The sequence below is a fragment of the Maritimibacter sp. 55A14 genome (genome assembly GCF_003122205.1).
In the GTDB taxonomy this organism is placed as follows: Bacteria; Pseudomonadota; Alphaproteobacteria; order Rhodobacterales; family Rhodobacteraceae; genus QEYE01.
The window spans coordinates 55857-73520 of sequence record NZ_QEYE01000017.1 but is presented as its reverse complement, the minus strand read 5'-3'; the positions used below and the strand labels follow the sequence as shown (position 1 = coordinate 73520).

Below are 17664 nucleotides of genomic sequence, written 5' to 3'. Positions count from 1 at the left end.
ATCATGTTCGGTAGGCTCAAAGACTGGCGACGGGTCGCAACCCGATATGACCGATGCCCGAAGGTATTCCTCTCCGCCATCGCACTCGCCGCAACCGTCATCTATTGGCTATGAGTCCTGACCCTAAAGCTTGAAGTAAACTGCGGGCCATTCAGGCCTGAGCAACTTCCCTACCTGGCGTTTCACCGCGAATTCGTTTTCAAGTGGTGAGAGTGCGGGTTAAGCCTGAAAAAGAAGAATTCTATTGCCTATGAGGTAAATTGCCTAATGTGGAACGGTCTTCTCCCATGAAGACCAACTCCGGTAAAATTACGCTCCACGCGTCTCGCTTGAGATGATCCTGATACTCCTCCGCCGAGTCTTCGCGGAACCGCGTCGAGATCGCGTAAACGCTGCCATGGAGGAACTTGGCCCAAACTGGCGGCACGAACTTCTTGGCGAGGCGGCAGACGGGCGTGCCCTCGATATCCGTCATCATCCATTGATCGCCCCGTCGGGCCAGTAGCAGCGGGTCATCTGACTTTAGCCGATCGAGGGCTGCTAGTGAGGCGTTACCTGCGCCGAGTCTCCCAGCAAAGCTCAGGTCGACCTCAGACGGATCGAGGGTCTTGTAGATCTTACTGCACTCGGAGACATCCACGGCGCCCTGACTGCACCCTCTGATCAAGAACGCGTCGTCATTCAAACCATCGAAGATCGGATGCCGGTTGCCCATGGTCATGAGCGCCAGGCTGCGCCGAGCTCTCGTCATAGCCACGTAGTAAAGCCGCCGAGCCGCATCTCGGTCTTCTCCATTGGATCGCTTCTCCCAAGCGCCATCTAGGACCACAACATCGTCAAACTCGAGGCCCTTGGCTCGGTGGGCGGAGAGCAGAAGCAGGCCGTTCTGACGCTTGCGGATGTCGCGCCCCCATTCCGCCAGCCATTCAAGCACGTCCTTGCGGTCTGTCTCACGGTCCCCGACTTCGCAGACGAAGTCGTCCACACCTTCTCGAAGTACAGACCACCACGGGCCCTCGGGCTGCGCCTCCATCCACTTTGCGAGCTCGGAGACGCGAAGCCCGGATCGATCGCGGTCCTTCAGCCAACTCACAAGAGATTGGGTTTCTCTGAGGCGCCAGAAGTTCGGCAGATCGGCGTTGGCGGTTTGGACGGGTATGCCACGCGCCTCGCAGTAGCTCCGCACGGGCTGCAGATAACTCCACTCTCGCGCAATGATCGCCGCCTTTGCCCAGTCCCAGTTCGGAACGATCTTCGAGAGCCGTTCCAGCTCTTCGACAGCCAGGACGGCCTGAGTGAGCTGGTTGCCGGCTTCCTTCAGCACTTGGACGCGCCCATGTCCGACGCTGTCGAGGCGCTCCAGCAGACCGCCAGGCCGATCGTCCCTCCGTGCATGGTTCACGGTTATATCGTGACCCACCTTCATCCGTTCCGCGGCCGACGCGATCACATGGTTCGAGGCGTGGATAATGTTGGCCGTCGAGCGGTAGTTCTCGATCAGGTGGCTGGGCTGGGCCTTGTAGTCCTCCTCGAAGCGGCGAATGAACTCTACCGAAGCGCCGGTGAAGGCGTAGATGTTCTGGTCATCGTCACCCACAGCAAAAAGGCTCAAACGCCGGTCCTCGTCCTCGATGGAGCGCCCGGCAACGGCCGCGATGAGTTCATATTCCTCCGGCCCGATGTCCTGATACTCGTCCACTAGGATCCATCTGTAGCCCTCAATGAGCGTGTCGCGCTGAGCCTCGGCCTCATCGCGCGACAGGCCTTCGCCCTTCAGGAGCGCCGCAGCCTGTGCCATGATCTTGTCGAAGGTGACGCTGTCCACCTTCTCAGCTTGCTTGGCAAAGCTCGCCCCAACCATCCGCATCGCGAGACCATGACAGGTCGAGATGGTCACGCCCCGCGCATCATCGCCGATCAGTTCGAACAACCGCCGCCGGATCTCGGTCGCGGCGTGGCGGTTATAGACGAGAGCAATGATACCGCGCGGGTTTTCGCGCTTTACACGGATGAGGTATGCAATCCGATGCACCAGGACCCGGGTCTTACCGGATCCTGGGCCCGCCAAGATCAACACGTTTGTTTGCTCGCGGTCATCCGCCACGATCCGGGATTGGTTAGAGTTGCCCAGAGACTCAACGATCGTTCGCCAGGATTCGGGCGTGGTTTGTCGGCGGAGCTCCGGACCTCGACCAGGGAGCCACTTCTGGACGAAGTCGTCTCGATCAAGCCTGAAGTACTCTTCCGCGAGTTTTAGCGCATCACTCATGGAGCCAAGGCCCCGCTCGGCATAAGCTCCCATAATGTGGGTCTGGAGAACCTGCTCTTGGTAGTGGAGCTTCAGCGCCTCAAAATCGGATTCAGTAAATTTCTGGCTTCCAGGAGCAAGATGGATCGTCATCGCTGGCCGGAAGATCGTGAGACCCTTTCCGAGCGTGACGACCCCCTGCTCGTGAAGCCAGAGGAGAGCCCGATCGAGCAGTTTCGTCGGATCTATGACAGCACTCGAGAGCTCGAGGTCGTCGTTCAGAGAGGCCATCAAGGCCCCCAAGGTCGTCTCGACCTGAATATCTTTGCCTCTGGCTTTGTCTGGTGCCGCATTCTGAAGCGCGGTGAGGAGGACCCGCCCGGCCAAGCGACGCAGCTGGGCCGTGACCGACAGTGCCTGCCAGGTTCGTAGCATTCGGACAAAGAGGTGCTCCCGGTCGATTTTTCGGACCTGAAGGCTCCCAATGCCCTCTCTCTCGTCGCGACCATCCCGAGCGATCCCCCGGACGAGTTTGTCGACGATGTCCGGTCGGACGGTCGTATGACCGGCGTCGCGGAGCTCTTGGGAGGCGATCTTTAGATTGAGCGTTGATGCGGAACCCAGCTCGAGATCAGGAGCCAACTCGCGCAGCCTGTCGATCAGGTCTTTTTCAAGACTATTCGCTTCCAGGAGGCGCTTTTCGGAGGAGTCTTCGACGCCAAGATGAACGAAGATCGTGATGGCCGTGTCATTCGAAGCAATGCCGAGAGCCTCAAGGTCACTGAGGGCCTTGCGCATCTGACCAGGCGAGAAGCCCGAGATACCGCAGAGCTCGTCCGTCGAGATGCCCTGATCCGGAGGAGCACTGATCAAGCTTTGGACGAGAGCCTTGAGCTTGACGCGGTAACCCTCCGTCATATCCGCCTTCGCTATGATCTTCCCGGCTTCTTCGAGCGTGCGGACTCGGAGCGACGACGGGAAGACGCGGACACGGTTCTCTTCCCGCTTGAGGAGGACCGCTTCCTCCAACCAGGAGACGGCCGTTTTGACTCTGGTGTCGTCTGTCGCAGAGTCCCGCTCGAACTCAAGGTCCTTCTCTTCTCTTACGATCTCTCCGGGCGTGGCGACCACTTGGCCCTTCTGCTTGGTCCGTCGATCCAATCGTCTGAGAGATTTCAGAATGGCGCCGATCTCACGCTTCTCAAGCCGGGAGCGGGCCGAGAGACTGAACTGGCGCTCGATGTCGTCGCGACTGAAGAGCAGGATGCATCGGGCATGATCCCGATCGCGGCCAGCACGCCCCGCCTCCTGCAGATAGTTTTCGAGAGAGCCCGGGATGTCGGCGTGCACGACCAGACGGATGTCCGGCTTGTCGATCCCCATGCCAAACGCGTTGGTGGCCGCAATGACTCGGAGCTCACCATCGGCAAACTGCATCTGCACATCGCGCTTCTCTTCCGGTTTCAGGCCGGCGTGATAATGCGCAGCGGCGTAACCTCGCTCCTGCAGGAAGGATGCAACCCGCTCCGTGGCGGAGCGTGTGGAGCAATAGATAATCGCGCCGGAGGTCCCCGTTCCTGGCAATGCTTCTTCCAGGACTTTGAGCACGTCTCCGAGCTTCTTGCCCTTATCGGTAGGGACGATCTCGAAAGAGAGGTTCTCACGGACGGCTCCGCCATCGAGCAACTCGAGGGCGACTCTAAGCTTGGTCTGGAAATGATCCATAATGTCTTGGATCACGCCAGGCTTGGCGGTCGCCGTCAGGCAGATAATGGGCGCCGGCTCCTCGTCGCCAGAGTATTCTTTGATGAAACGCCCGACGTAGCGGTAATCCGGCCGGAAATCATGCCCCCATTTGGAAACGCAATGCGCTTCATCGAGCACCCAGTAACCCACTTCCCGCTGTTTGAGAACGGAGCGGACTGACGGGCTGCGGAGCTGCTCTGGAGATATGAGGAGGAGCGCCGCTTCACCGAGGCGCACCTGGTTTAGAGCCTCCTGCCGCTCGGGCATCGAGAGCATGCCATTGATCGTGGCACAGGAGGTGATCCCTTGCCGGCGCATGCCTTCAACCTGGTCGGCCATCAAGGCAACAAGGGGAGAGATCACGACGGTCAGAGCACCGGTCTTTGTGAACTGAGAGAGGGCCGGCAGCTGGTAGCAGACGGACTTGCCAGTTCCGGTGGGGAGGATGCCAAGGATCGGGGTCTTTCCCATGGCAGTGGCGACGATGGTTTCTTGGAGCGGCTTGCCATCAGGACCAGCAGGTTTTGGGCGGAAACCCTCAAACCCGAACCATCGCTTTAGGAGACCCTTTGGATCATTCTGTTCCCTACACCAGTTGCAGTCAGGATCCGTACAGGGCGTATCGCGGAGACGCCGCACCAAGCGACTGGCTTCAGGGAACTGATAGCGCACCCAAGGTGGCATGACCGAATCTCCGCCCGCCACCGAAATCCAGGCGAGGGCGTAAGCGAGAGGCCATCCATCACGCGCTGCTTCTGGAATGACAGTCTCGATCTGATGGACGCAAGCCTCACCGCGGAGAAGAACGCGAATGGCCGTCTGAGCCTCCGCAGGTCCAGGCCGACTTGCGCCGCGTACATGCTCAAAAACTGCATCAAAGCCTGCATGGTTGGGATGCGCGGTCGTCAGGAAATGGTAGGCCCTGGTCGTCTCTGGATCGGCGTGATCGATCTCAGAGAGCGCCTGGATCTGGTTGTTCAAGACGATCAGGACCAATTCGGCATCAAGCTCGGGATCATTGACGTGTCCCGCCTGGAGCCGGCCGTCCTGATAATGCTTCACCAGGTGATGGTAAGGGTTCCGTGGGAAGGCGAGCGGGTTGAGCCAGAGCGTGTCGATGATAGGCTTTTTGAGAAGGCGCAAGTCGCGCTTCGTTGCTTCCAGATGACGTGCATCGAAGGTGATGAAATTATGGCCGAGTACGAACTCCGCAGCACCTGAGAACCGGTCTAGGCCCTCGAGGCCGTCACTTAGGTTCCCACGCTTGAATACGAAGGACTCCTCAGCTCCCACGCGGACGCCCGAAAAGCTGTGGATGCGATTGGTTTTGGGATCGATCTCAAGATCGATCGACACGCACCGCTGCAGGAGCGCATCCGCACGCGCGGCTTTGGGTTGTACGCCGTCCTCCAAACGCATTTCTCGCAATGCCTGATCCGTGGACAGGTTATCCACAGGAATTGTGAGATTTCAAAGGCGAGTAGTGATGTTCTCATTATGTCCAGTCAGATTGCTGTTTCAATCGCCCGAATTGCCTCGGGTCTGCTGGAAAATCGTGGCTTATGTCAGTGTCCGATTTTCCGGGAGTAGCTCAGGCCTTCGGCACTGAGGAAGATCGCAACGGGGCTTTTCCTATTCAATTTCCATTCGCTGAAAAGAAAGGCTCCCGCTCCGGCCCCCAAGCCGCCCCCTCAGTATTTTGACCCCTCCCCCTGCCCTCTCAGCCCGAATGCGCTTGACCGCCAGGCCGCTACGGACCGAACTCACCTACAGAGGCGGCCAGATGGTCAAGCAGCTGTTTCTTCGCCTCGCTCAAGTTGATCTCTTCTCGCAGGTATGAGTTCTCCAACCGCCCCATCAGGCTCTCGGGAGCCTCTACCAGCACCTTCCATCCACGCTCGCCACCTCCAAGCATTCCGACGAGCGCTCCTTGAAACTTCTCCGGGCTACGTTCCGCTCGAACCGTCTCTCTGTAAGAAGAGCCATGGATCACGGGAACCTCCTCCCTCTCGCTGGCAAATTCACTTTTTTCTTTCTCTTTTTCTTTCCATGTATCGTCGGAAGTTTGCTTCCATCCTTTCGGAAGTTTCTTTCCCCCCGTCCGGAAAAATTCTTCCTCTCCGAGAATGTTGAGACGGTAGTTGATGCTCCCACCGCCTCTGCGCTGGCCAAGTTTCCGGATAAAACCGGATTTTTCAAGCTTTGTTAGGCTGGTCCGAATTGTGCGCGTCGTGACGCCGAGGGCTGCGGCCAGAGTGTCCTGGCTGGGAAAACACCGGTCGGATTTTGAGTTGTGGTGATAAAGCAACCTTGAGAAGACGCACGCATCCGTTGGATTCAAGCGTGGGTCAAGCATGGCTCGGTTCGCTGCCCGCCACTTGTCGAGCAAGCTGATATCGAGCTTCTTGCCCGTCATGCCTGCAGTTTGTCTTGCGGGCGCCATTGGAGACCGGCCATTGGCGTCATCTCGAAATTGCTCACCGGGACGCCGTTTCGGCGGGGTCGACGCGACAGCTGTCGATCCAGGCCTCTATGTCCGCCCGCCGGTATTTGACGCTCCTGCCGATGCGTACAAAGGGCGGCCCTTCACCTTTCGTCGCCGCGATCTCGAGGAAGCGTTTCGAGATACCGTAGTGCTGATCCACCTCGGCTCTGTTGAGAAGTCGCTGCTCTGCTCCGGACCTCAAGCTGGCCTCCTATTCTTCAAGAGGTCAGCAGTTCACGAAATCCAGGTCCAAGAATGCAAGAAAAACCCGACATCGTGACACTAGCTCGGCCGCACTTCACGCTCGAGAGTGAAAGCCGAGGCTTATTTCACATTTCAGTGTGAAAATCTATCCGTTTTCAGTGGGGTAGAAGAAATCTGATTCGCTAAGCGATCCGCCGCGAGAGTTCCCCACAGGCCATCTCCATGGCCGGCCTCAGCGCGTCGAGCGACGGCCTGGTGTACCTCTGCCCCGTGATCGAGAGCGGCGTGTGGTTCAAGAGGCGTCCCACCACTTCCTCAAGGACACCGGCCTCCATCGCGACCGTCGCGAAGGTCCGGCGGTGAGCATGGGGGCTCCACTCCAGCCTCTCCGGCGACGTCAGACGCCCCTTCGAGCTCTTGGGCGACGGAAATACCCACTTGCGATCGAGCCCCCTGAGCGGTGCCAGGATCTCGTGGTGGATTTGGAGAATGGGCAGATCGAAGCTGCGACCGTTCTTGGTTATCGGGAAATGAAGGTGCCCGTCGTGGACATTCTTCCATTCGAGCGTCAGGGCCTCGGTCTTGCGCAGCCCCGTGAACAGGATCAGCTCGTAGAAGACCTGATGGATCGGGTTGTACAGATCGTCGACGGCCCGCCGCCAGCGCGGCAGGTCCTCGATAATCGCGCCCGATGGCTTCTCTTCGTACCACTCGATGGCCATCGTGGGAGATTCCGGGAGGTCGTATGTTCGCCGCGCGTGGTTCCAGACAGTTCGGAAGTACTTGAGCACGTGATTGGCACCGGAGGGTGTCTTGGCCATCGATCGATGCCGGTCCGCGACCATCGACTTGGTGATCTCGTCCAGGGGCAACCTGAGCCAGTCCTTCAGATGCTTGTCGAACTGCTGGCGCATGCCAACCCGATGCGTTTCCGATCTCAACTTCGGACGCGCGAGATAGCTCTCCATCGCGGCCTCCAGTGTCGGAGCCCCGATCTGGATCTGTTTCCCGGCCCCGCGCGACATCTCCAGCGCGTAGCCCATGGCGGTCTGGCGCGCTGTTTCGGCCGTTATGATCGGATAGCGGCCGATCATGATCCGCTGCGTCCTGCCGCCGACGTCCTTCTGGAAATACCAGGTCTTGGACCGCTTCCCCACGAAGAGGGCGAGACCCTTGATTTCGCTGTCCCAGTGCTTCTGCGCGCCGGACTTTGCAGCTGGCAGCTTGCGTACGTAGGTCTCAGTGAGCTTTGGCATTTTGCAGGTTTTTTGCAGGTAACGGGGTGATAAGAGGTGCAACTTCGTGATACTTCACGCAATACATTCTTAAATGAAATGAAACTATTAGCAACACCGCGATGCCCTGCGAAACTCACAACACCTGTTTGGAAGGCTAGGGCGCTACCATTACACCATACCCGCGCACCGGCCCGAACTGATATGACAGACGAAATCTGAGGTCAAGTAACGGCCCAACCTGCCGCTGGCCGTCCTTTGTCGCCGCTGCAGTGCGGCCCGTCTTTCCCGGCATTCGCTGCGGACGCCAAATTTCCGACACCGGGAACGCCCAGACCGCGGGACCAGGGGGACGTTTGAGTGGCGCATATTGGCCTGATACGTAATCGCAAGATGACGTGTCGTGACTTGAAAATGACTACGCTGGCCGAACAATACGACAGGCAACGCGCATGGCGCGATTATTATTCCGTGTATGAGTTACTTGGCCCGTTGACCGGTTGTCGCGTTGTCGACTTCGGTTGCGGTTCCGGAACGGTGTCAGCGGACCTTGCTGCGCGTGCCGCCGACGTTACCGGTATAGACACCGATGGCGAGTTGATCGCTCACGCTTCACAGCAAGTGCCTTTCGCGAGGTTCGTAAATGCGTCCATCGAAGAGCCTGCGGAATGGGGCAGCGGCCGTTTCGACCTGATCTGGTGTTCGTTCGCCATTTCCTATCTCTCCGACCCAGTTTCCGCCATCTCGAAGTGGAGGGCAGTTTTAAAGCCGGGGGTCCTTGTCATTGTGATTGAGATGGCGGACCTGTTTGCACATGAGCCGCTTTCAAAGCAGGACCGCCAGCGACTGTCCGCGTATGAAGGTGAGGTGTCACAGGAGGCAGGGCCAGCACACGTTCTACAGGCAAATGGTGCATGACTGGCTTGGCCTTCCCTTCGACCAGATCGCGGTTGTGGATGGCGATACCGATCAGGTGACCTATGGCGACGGCACCTATGCCTCGCGCTCCGTTACTGTAGGTGGCTCGGCACTGCGGCGTGCCTGTGACGGGGTTATCGCGCGCGGCCGGGGCATCGCCGCCAAGCTCATAGGCGTGGCCGAAAGCGAGCTGGAGTTCGAGCGCGGGCTTTTCGTGAGCCGTGACTCGAACGCGTCGATGAGCCTCTCGGAAGTGGCCGTGGCCAGCTACCGCGTCCAGGGCCACCCGGCCGAGCTCGGCGTGGGGCTCGAAGCGGTGGGCACCTACACGGCGCAACCGCAAAATTATCCGAATGGCTGCCACATCGCCGAGGTCGAGGTGGACCCGGATTTCGGCACCGTCTCGCTGATGCGCTACAGCGCGGTGGATGATGTGGGCCGTGCCGTCAACCCGTTGCTGCTTGAAGGCCAGCTTGCGGGGGCCACCGCGATGGGGCTCGGCCAGGCGCTGCTCGAACAGGTGGTGCATGACGACCTGGGCCAGCAGATTACCGCCGCCTTCACCGAATACGGTGTTCCGCGCGCCGGGCACATGGCGGAGATCCAATGGTGCGCAACATGGGCACGATCGGCGGTTCGCTGGCCAACAACGACCCGGCGGCCGATTACCCTGGAGCGGTGCTTTGTGTCGGCGCAGTGATCCATACAAACCGGCGCGAGATCGCGGCAGACGATTTCTTTACCGGCATGTTCAGCACCGCGTTGGACAGCCAGGAAATCCAGACCGCGATCACCTTTCCGCTGCCCGAGGCCGCCGGCTACTTCAAGCTGCCGCACCCGGCCTCTGGCTACGTGCTCTGCGGCGCCTTCGTGGCGCGCGGGCCTGAGGGCGTGCGCGTGGCGGTCAACGGCGCGGGACCCTGCGTCTTCCGTGACGCCAGCGCCGAAGCCGCGCTGGCGGATCGGTTTTACCCGGAAACGGCGAAGGCGCTTGCCTTTGACGCCGAGGACTTCACCGAAGACCTGCATGCCGACAAGCACTATCGCGCGCAGGTTCTGCCCGCTGTCATCCGGCAAGCGACAGAGCGCGCTCTTGCCAAAGGGGATCAGTTCACTGACGCGTTCCTTGCGCTCAACCCGAGAGCCGTGGTGCCGGTGCTTGTGCACGACGGGCGGATCATCACGGAATCGACGATCATCAATGAATATATCGCCGAGGCGTTCGATGGGCCCAGCCTGATGCCGGCAGACCCGTGGTGGCGCGCGCGCAAACGCTATTGGTCGATGTTGCTGGACACCGGGTTGCACAGCCCGCACACCACCGTCCTGAGCTTCGTGATTGCGCTGCGTTTCGCCTTTCTGAAATTTCTCGACACACCCCAGAAAATCGAAGCCCATCTCAAATCTGTGCGGGATCCGGCCAGCCGCGAGCGGCAGCGCGAGGCTTTTGAACTGGGCTACGAGGCGCAGAGCTTCCGCACGGCGGTCTTTGCTTTCGACGCCTTGCTTGAAGAAATGGAAGACGCCCTCGCCAAAAGCCCGTGGCTGGCAGGTGATGCGCTTTCACTCGCCGATCTCGACATGGCGCCGTACGTACACCGGCTCGACACGCTGGGGCTGAGCAACCTGTATGCCGAGCGCCCACATGTAGCGGAATGGTACAACAGGCTGCAGGCCCGGCCGAGTTGGAAAACTGCTATCACAGACGCGCATGACGCGAATTGGCTGGAGCTCATGGCCGTGAAGGGCCGCGACGCCTGGCCGGAAGTCTCCGCGCTCCTCAAGGCTTAAAGTCCAAGCGGCCAGGCGGCATCGTCCTACGCGTTTTCATTGGACCGTCATGTTCCGCAGGACCACTTGCTGCGCTCGATTGACCGGTTCGTCGGCCTCGGCAGCATCCGCCGGCATCTCGCGCCGTTCTACAGCCGCGCCGAGCGTCTGTCTGTCTATTGCGAACCCGGAACCATCGCGCCCCGGTTCCGGGGTCGGGGCGCGGAGGAAGCCAATTGGCCGTTACCCTAGGCGCCGGCGCGATCCAGTATCCAGTCCGCCGCCGCGCCGATATCGGAGAGCGTGACGCTCGGCTCCGGGTCGAAGCGCGTCTCGTCGCCGTCGCAATACTTGCCAGTGCGCACCAGCACCGCGTGGCGCAGCCCGGCGTTGAGCGCACCAGCCACGTCGGCCTCGGCATCATCGCCCACCATCACGGCGCGTTCGGGCGCCGTGCCGAGACTGTCGAGCGCCGCGCCGAAGAAGCCCGGCGCGGGCTTGCCCAGCACCTCCGCCTCGACACCGCTGGCATATTCCAGCGCCGCCACGAAGGCGCCCGCATCCATCGAGAGCGCACCGTCCGCGTCCATGAAGCTGCGGTTGGCCGCCAGCGCCAGAAAGTCCGCGCCCCCGGCAAGCTCCCGGAAGGCCGCGTTGAGCCGCGCATAGGTGAACGCCTCGCCCGCGTCGCCCAGCACCACGGCCCGCCCGCGCCCGCCTTCGGGCAGGTCCGTGAAGTCCTCCTCGAGGTCGGGATGGATCAGCAGATGCGCGGTGAGCCCGCGCGCCTCCAGCCAGTCCAGCGCGGCGCGCGCCGGGGTGAAAAGCTCGCCTTCCTCCAGCTCGATGCCCATCCCCGCCAATTTGGCGAGCAGCCCGCGCCGCGGCGTCCGGGTGGAGTTCGTCACGAAGCGCAGCCCCAGCCCTGCCCCGCGCAGGCGCGCGACCGCCTCGGCCGCGCCGGGCACCGCACGGCTGCCGGAATAGAGCACGCCGGAGAGATCGAGAAGCACCGCATCAACCATGCCGGACAGACTGACCCGGTCCGCCCCGCCGGTCAATTCCCGTGCCCGAACCCGCCGGCCGGCCGCGATTTTTTCTTGCTTTTCTGGCGGACTGTGCCCATATGACCGACGCGACGTTACCACTATCGACTCTGCTGTCTCCCTTAACTGGCAACAGTCAATTCGATCTTGCACTGACTGCGCCGGGCTGCCGCATCACGTGGGCAGCGTAAAAAACTGGAGACTATTCAAATGGCTAACGGTACCGTCAAGTGGTTCAATTCCACCAAAGGTTTCGGCTTCATCCAGCCCGAGGGCGGGTCCAAGGACGTGTTCGTCCACATTTCCGCCGTCGAGCGTGCGGGCCTCACCGGCCTGGATGACGGCCAGAAGGTGACTTTCGACATGGAAACCGGCCGCGACGGCCGCCAGTCGGCGTCCAACCTGGCGCTGGCCGACTGATCCCGGCCGCGTTCGGGCACCTGCCCGGATGACAGAACGAAGGCCCGCCCCCGTGGCGGGCCTTTTTTTGTGGGCTTCCGCGACGTCGTTCCACCATGACGTGTAGGCCGCTTGCATTTTGCGCCGCATCGTAAACAATCCCTGCCAAACCCACGCACAAACAGGGAGAAGACGATGGGCTATTTCCGCAATATCGCGATCGGATGCGTCCTGGCGCTGGCAGCGACCGGCGCCGCGGCGCAGACCGTGAACTTCGCCTACGACGCCGACCCGGTGTCGCTCGACCCGCATGAGCAGCTTTCCGGCGGTACGCTGCAACTCAGCCATATGGTGTATGACCCGCTGGTGCGCTGGAACAAGGACCTGGGCTTCGACCCCCGGCTGGCCGAAAGCTGGGAACGGGTGGACGAAACCACCATGCGGTTTCATCTGCGCGACGGCGTGAGCTTTCACAGCGGCAATCCGATGACCGCGCAGGACGTGGTCTGGACCATCGAGCGGCTGAAGAGTTCGCCGGATTTCAAGGGCATCTTCTCGGGCTGGGTTTCGGCCGAGGCCGTGGACGACCTGACCGTGGAGATAAAGACGGACGGCCCCAGCCCGCTGGTGCTGCATACCGCCACCTATGTCTTCCCGATGGACAGCAAGTTCTACGAGGGCCGCGCGGAGATCGTGAAGCATGGCGACAGCTTTGCATCGCAGAACGTCTCGGGCACCGGCCCCTTCACCATCACCGCGCGCGAGCAGGGCGTGCGGGTGGAGTTCACCCGCAACCCGGAATACTGGGACACCGACAGCCCCGGCAACGTCCAGAAGGCCATCCTGACCCCGATCAAGGAGGCCCCGACGCGCGTGGCGGCGCTGCTGGCCGGGGATGTGGATTTCATCGCCCCCGTACCGCCCACCGACCTGGAACGCATCGACGCCGACCCGAATGTCGATCTGGTCACCATGACGGGCACCCGGATCATCACGCTGCAACTCAACCAGGAACGCCAGCCAGCCTTCGCCGACGCACGTGTGCGCAACGCAATCATGCACGCGATCAACAACGAAGGCATCGTGGCCAAGATCATGAAGGGTTTCGGAACAACAGCCGCACAGATGAGCCCGGAAGGATACCTGGGCCACAATCCCGCGCTCACCCCGCGGTTCGACGTGGCCAGGGCGCAAAGCCTTATGGAGGAGGCGGGCTATGGCGACGGGCTCAACGTCTCCATGATGTGCCCCAACAACCGCTATGTGAACGACTTCAAGATCTGCGAGGCCTCGGCGGCGATGCTGGCCAAGATCGGCATCAAGGTGGACCTGACCACCATGCCCAAGGCGCAGTACTGGCCGAAATTCGACGAACGCGCCGCCGACATCATGATGATCGGCTGGCATTCGGATACCGAGGACAGCGCCAATTTCTACGAGTTCCTCGCCATGACCCCGAACGCGGACACCGGGCGCGGCCAGTACAATTCCGGCAACTACTCGAATGCGCGGGTAGATGAACTGACCCTCGCCTCGCTGACCGAGACCGATACCGCGAAGCGCGCGGCGATGCTGCAGGAGGTCGAACAGATCCTCTATGACGAGGCCGCCTTCGTGCCCTTCCACTGGCAGGATCTGGCCTGGGCGGCGAAGAAGAACGTCAAGATCGAGCCGATCCTGAATGTCATGAACTTCCCCTATATCGGCGATCTGGTGGTCGAATAGGCCAACCGGGCCGGGACGCGGAACACAGGCGCCCCGGCCCCTCTCGCGAAGGGCGCCCATGCATATCCTCGCCTTCCTGATCCGGCGCGCCGTGCAGGCGCTGGTGGTGATGTTCGTGATCTCGCTGATCGGCTTCACCATCCAGAGCAACCTGGGCGATCCGCTGCGCGAGCTTGTCGGGCAATCCGTGTCGGAGGCCGAGCGCGAGGCGCTACGCGGCGAGATGGGCCTGAAAGATCCCTTTGCCGTGCAATATGCGCGCTTCCTGTCGAAGGCCGTGCGGGGCGACCTGGGCACCTCCTATTTCTTCAAGCGCCCGGCGCTGGAGGTGATCGCCGACAAGTTTTCCGCTACGTTCGAACTGGTGATCGGAGCCACGCTGATCTTCGTGTCGCTATCGGTGCCCGCGGGCATCTATTGCGCGATCAACCCGCAAAGCTGGCCCGCGCGCGCGATCATGTCCTTCTCGATCATCGGCATCTCGGTGCCGGTCTTCCTGACCGCGATCTTCCTGGTCTGGTTCTTCGGGGTCGAACTGGGCTGGCTTCCAGCCTTCGGGCGCGGTGAGACGCTGGCGCTGCCCTGGGGCTGGGAGACCGGGTTTCTGACCGCCGACGGGCTGGCGCATCTGCTCTTGCCCTCGGTTACGCTCAGCTCGATCATGCTGCCGCTCTTCATCCGGCTGATCCGCGCCGAGATGATGGAAGCAATGGGCACCGAATATGTCCGCTTCGCACAGGCCAAGGGCCTGAGCCCGCGGCGCATCCGCTATGTGCACGCGTTCCGCAATACTCTGCTGCCGGTGGTGACGGTCGGCGGGCTTCAGATCGGCACGCTGATCGCCTACACGATCCTGACCGAGACCGTCTTCCAGTGGCCCGGCATGGGGTTTCTCTTCCTGGAGGCGGTGAACCGCGTCGATACACCCCTGATTATCGCCTACATCATCGTGGTGGGGCTGATCTTCGTGATCGTGAACACCATCGTCGATCTGATCTACACGCTCATCAACCCAATGGTGAAACTGCCCGGAGCCCGCGCCTGAGATGATTTCCGCCCGCGCCTTCACGACCCGTTTCCTGGGCGACCCGGTGGCGATCTGCGCCGGAACAGTGGCGCTGGTGCTGGTGCTGATGGCAGCAACCGCGCCGCTGATCGCGCCGCAGAACCCCTATGACCTGATGCAGCTTGACATCATGGACAGCGAGATGCCGCCAAGCTGGATGCCCGGCGGCGACCCGCGCTTCCTGCTGGGTACGGATGCGCAGGGACGCGGCGTGCTCTCCACCATCATGTACGGCACCGGCATCTCGCTGCTGATCGGGCTGGGCGCGGTGGCGGTGCAGGGCGTCATCGGCGTCACGCTGGGGCTGGTGGCGGGCTATCGCGGCGGCTGGATCGACAGTTTTCTCATGCGGCTGGCGGATATCCAGCTCTCGCTTTCCACGCTGATGATGGCGATCATCGCGCTGGCGATCTTCCAGACGGCCTTCGGCGCGGCGACCTATTCGCAACTCGCGATTCCGATCCTGATCGCGGTGATCGGCATCGCCGAATGGCCGAAATTCGCGCGCACCGTGCGCGCCTCGGTCCTGGCGGAGAAGAAGAAGGAATACGTGGACGCGGCCCGCGTCATCGGGTTGCCGGCGCGGTTGGTCATGTTCCGCCACATCCTGCCCAACACCCTGACACCGGTGCTGGTAATCTCGACCATCCAGGTGGCCGAGGCGATCATGATCGAAGCCTCGTTGAGCTTCCTGGGCCTCGGCATGCCGGTGGAGCGCCCGTCGCTCGGCTCGCTCATCCGGTCGGGGTTCGAGTTCATCTTCTCGGGAAGCTGGTGGATCACGCTCTATCCCGCGCTGGTGCTGATTGCGCTGATCCTGGCGCTCAACCTGCTGGGCGACTGGCTGCGCGACACGCTCAACCCGAAACTCCGGCGGGGGGAGGACTGATGCCGCTGCTCGACATCCGCGACCTGCACGTGGCCTTTCCCAGCGGCAGGCGCGAGGTCGAGGCGCTGCGCGGCGTCGACCTGACGCTGGAGCGCGGCGAGCGGCTGGGCGTGGTGGGCGAAAGCGGCGCGGGAAAGTCGATGCTGGCTTTCGCGATCCTCGATCTGATCGCACCGCCGGGTCGGATCACCGCTGGCTCCATCTTCTTCGACGGCCGGGACATCCTGCGCCTGCCGGAACCCGCGATCCGCGACATTCGCGGCAACCGCATCTCGATGATATTCCAGGATCCGATGATGACGCTGAACCCGGTGCTGACCATCGGCACCCAGATGATCGAGACGCTCCGCGCGCACCGCGACATCTCGAAGGCCGCGGCGCGGCGCCTGTCGGTCGAACGGTTGAAACAGGTCTCCATCCCCTCGGCGGAGTCGCGCATCGACGCCTACCCGCATGAGCTTTCGGGCGGGCTGCGCCAGCGCGTGGTGATCGCCATCGCGCTTCTGACCGAGCCCGAGATCATCATCGCCGACGAGCCCACCACCGCGCTCGATGTTACCATCCAGGCCGAGATCATGGCGCTGATCCTGCGGCTCTGCCGCGAGAACAATGTCGGGCTGATCCTGATCACCCACGACCTGGGCGTGGTGGCCGAGGTGACGGAGCGGCTGATGATCATGTATGCCGGGCTCTGCGTCGAGGCGGGACCGACGCGCCGTCTGATCGACGCGCCCGCCCATCCCTATACGCGCGGTCTGCTGGGCGCGCTGCCGCAGAAGGCCCGGCGCGGCGCGCGGCTCGACCAGATACCGGGCTCCATGCCGCCGATCACCGCCCTGCCCTCCGGCTGTGCCTATCACCCGCGCTGTCCGCTCGCGACCGCGCGCTGCGCGGCCGAGGCGCCGGCTTTCCGCGCCGGCGTCGCCTGCCACCATGCCGAACGGGCGGAGAGCCGGGCATGAGCGCCCCGATCCTGACCACCGAGGGCCTGGAGATGCGTTTCGCCCTGCCCACGCATTTTCTCAGCCGCGAGAAACCCGTGCTCCACGCGCTCAACGGCGTCAGCATCGCCATCGCGGAGGGCGAGAGCTTCTGCGTCGTGGGCGAATCGGGCTGCGGAAAGACCACGCTGGGCCGCGCGATCATGGGGCTGCTGAAACCCTCGGCGGGCAGCATCCATTTCCGTGGACAACGGATCGACGGGATGGACGAGGCCGCCCGCAAGCCGATCCGCGCGCAGATGCAGATGGTGTTCCAGAACCCCTATGCCTCGCTCAATCCGCGGCGCACGGTCTTCGACACGCTTTCCGAGCCGCTGCGCCATCTCCAGCCCGGCCTCGGCCGCGCCGAACTGCGCGAGCGGATCGAGGCGGTTCTGGCGGCGACGGGTTGCGATCCGTCCTGGCTGCGCAAGCTGCCGCATGAGTTCTCCGGGGGCCAGCGCCAGCGCATCGCCATCGCCCGCGCCCTGGTGACCAACCCCGCCTTTATCGTCGCGGATGAGCCGATCTCTGCGCTCGACGTGTCGATCCAGGCGCAGACCCTCAACCTGATGACCGATCTCCAGGCCGAGCGCGGCCTGACCTACATGTTCATCACCCACGACCTGAGCGTGGTGGAACATTTCGCCACCCGCGTCGCGGTGATGTATCTGGGCCGGGTGATGGAACTGGCGCCGGTGGAGGCAATCTTCCGCGCCCCGCGCCATCCCTATACACAACTCCTGCTGTCCGCCATTCCCCGGCTGGAGGGCGGCTCCTTCGCGCAGACCGCCGCGCCGGGCGAACTGCCCGATCCGGTGAACATGCCGCCAGGCTGCCCCTTCGCTCCGCGCTGCCCGAAGGCGCAGGCGCGGTGCCGCGCGGACCGCCCGGACCTGCGCGACGTCACGGGAACCGCCGTCGCCTGCCACTTCCCGGCCTGAGCGCGCAAC

The 17664-nt window shown here is 62.3% G+C and carries 14 protein-coding genes and 1 pseudogene; 10 read left to right on the top strand and 5 right to left on the bottom strand.

The genetic code is table 11. The features are described 5' to 3' along the window. A pseudogene (locus DDZ14_RS14370) lies at window positions 1-114 on the top strand (IS5/IS1182 family transposase); the annotation flags it as partial. A 127-nt stretch (window positions 115-241) separates the two neighbouring features. Here DDZ14_RS14370 and DDZ14_RS14365 read toward each other — a convergent pair. The 4 genes from DDZ14_RS14365 to DDZ14_RS14350 form a co-directional block, all read right to left on the bottom strand. Continuing rightward, the gene (locus tag DDZ14_RS14365; RefSeq protein ID WP_109425669.1) at window positions 242-5413 is read right to left on the bottom strand and encodes a RecQ family ATP-dependent DNA helicase; all 5172 of its coding nucleotides are present in this window, start codon (window positions 5411-5413) and stop codon (window positions 242-244) included. 331 nt (window positions 5414-5744) lie between these two features. Beyond that, entirely contained in the window at window positions 5745-6410 is a 666-nt protein-coding gene (locus tag DDZ14_RS14360) for a helix-turn-helix domain-containing protein (RefSeq protein ID WP_158275539.1), read from the bottom strand. Window positions 6411-6471: 61 nt separating this feature from the next. Then, a complete protein-coding gene (locus tag DDZ14_RS14355) occupies window positions 6472-6681 on the bottom strand; it encodes an AlpA family transcriptional regulator (protein WP_109425667.1) in 210 nt (69 codons plus the stop codon). Between the two features lie 184 nt (window positions 6682-6865). Further along, window positions 6866-7939 (bottom strand): integrase family protein, encoded by a 1074-nt coding sequence (locus DDZ14_RS14350; protein ID WP_109425666.1) that lies wholly within the window; start codon window positions 7937-7939, stop codon window positions 6866-6868. Window positions 7940-8278: 339 nt separating this feature from the next. Between DDZ14_RS14350 and DDZ14_RS14345 the strand changes: the two genes are divergently transcribed. From DDZ14_RS14345 to DDZ14_RS14335, 3 genes are read left to right on the top strand one after another with little or no spacing between them, the layout of a single operon-like run. Next, window positions 8279-8836 carry a class I SAM-dependent methyltransferase gene (locus tag DDZ14_RS14345; protein ID WP_146193151.1) on the top strand — a complete coding sequence of 186 codons (558 nt, stop codon included), beginning with the start codon at window positions 8279-8281 and terminating at the stop codon, window positions 8834-8836. Next, on the top strand, window positions 8829-9536 hold the full coding sequence (locus DDZ14_RS14340; protein WP_158275538.1) for a molybdopterin cofactor-binding domain-containing protein: 708 nt from the start codon (window positions 8829-8831) through the stop codon (window positions 9534-9536). The genes DDZ14_RS14345 and DDZ14_RS14340 overlap by 8 nt, the downstream gene beginning before the upstream one ends. Beyond that, a complete protein-coding gene (locus DDZ14_RS14335) occupies window positions 9443-10627 on the top strand; it encodes an FAD binding domain-containing protein (protein WP_109425663.1) in 1185 nt (394 codons plus the stop codon). Before DDZ14_RS14340 ends, DDZ14_RS14335 begins: the two co-directional genes overlap by 94 nt. A 227-nt stretch (window positions 10628-10854) precedes the next feature. Here the strand turns inward: DDZ14_RS14335 and DDZ14_RS14325 are convergent, their stop codons facing one another. After that, complete coding sequence (locus DDZ14_RS14325; protein ID WP_109425661.1) at window positions 10855-11631, bottom strand: TIGR01458 family HAD-type hydrolase; 777 nt, start codon at window positions 11629-11631, stop codon at window positions 10855-10857. A gap of 231 nt (window positions 11632-11862) precedes the next feature. Between DDZ14_RS14325 and DDZ14_RS14320 the strand changes: the two genes are divergently transcribed. The 6 genes from DDZ14_RS14320 (at window position 11863) to DDZ14_RS14295 (ending at window position 17655) form a co-directional block, all read left to right on the top strand. After that, the gene (locus DDZ14_RS14320) at window positions 11863-12072 is read left to right on the top strand and encodes a cold-shock protein (RefSeq protein ID WP_109425660.1); all 210 of its coding nucleotides are present in this window, start codon (window positions 11863-11865) and stop codon (window positions 12070-12072) included. 174 nt (window positions 12073-12246) lie between these two features. Then, entirely contained in the window at window positions 12247-13776 is a 1530-nt protein-coding gene (locus tag DDZ14_RS14315) for an ABC transporter substrate-binding protein (RefSeq protein ID WP_109425659.1), read from the top strand. Between the two features lie 58 nt (window positions 13777-13834). Beyond that, window positions 13835-14821 carry an ABC transporter permease gene (locus DDZ14_RS14310; protein WP_158275537.1) on the top strand — a complete coding sequence of 329 codons (987 nt, stop codon included), beginning with the start codon at window positions 13835-13837 and terminating at the stop codon, window positions 14819-14821. A 1-nt stretch (window position 14822) separates the two neighbouring features. Then, window positions 14823-15731, top strand: coding sequence for an ABC transporter permease (locus DDZ14_RS14305; protein WP_109425658.1), 909 nt, complete (start codon window positions 14823-14825; stop codon window positions 15729-15731). After that, entirely contained in the window at window positions 15731-16693 is a 963-nt protein-coding gene (locus DDZ14_RS14300; protein WP_109425657.1) for an ABC transporter ATP-binding protein, read from the top strand. Before DDZ14_RS14305 ends, DDZ14_RS14300 begins: the two co-directional genes overlap by 1 nt. After that, window positions 16690-17655 (top strand): ABC transporter ATP-binding protein, encoded by a 966-nt coding sequence (locus DDZ14_RS14295; RefSeq protein WP_109425656.1) that lies wholly within the window; start codon window positions 16690-16692, stop codon window positions 17653-17655. Before DDZ14_RS14300 ends, DDZ14_RS14295 begins: the two co-directional genes overlap by 4 nt. The last annotated feature ends 9 nt before the right edge of the window (window positions 17656-17664 follow it).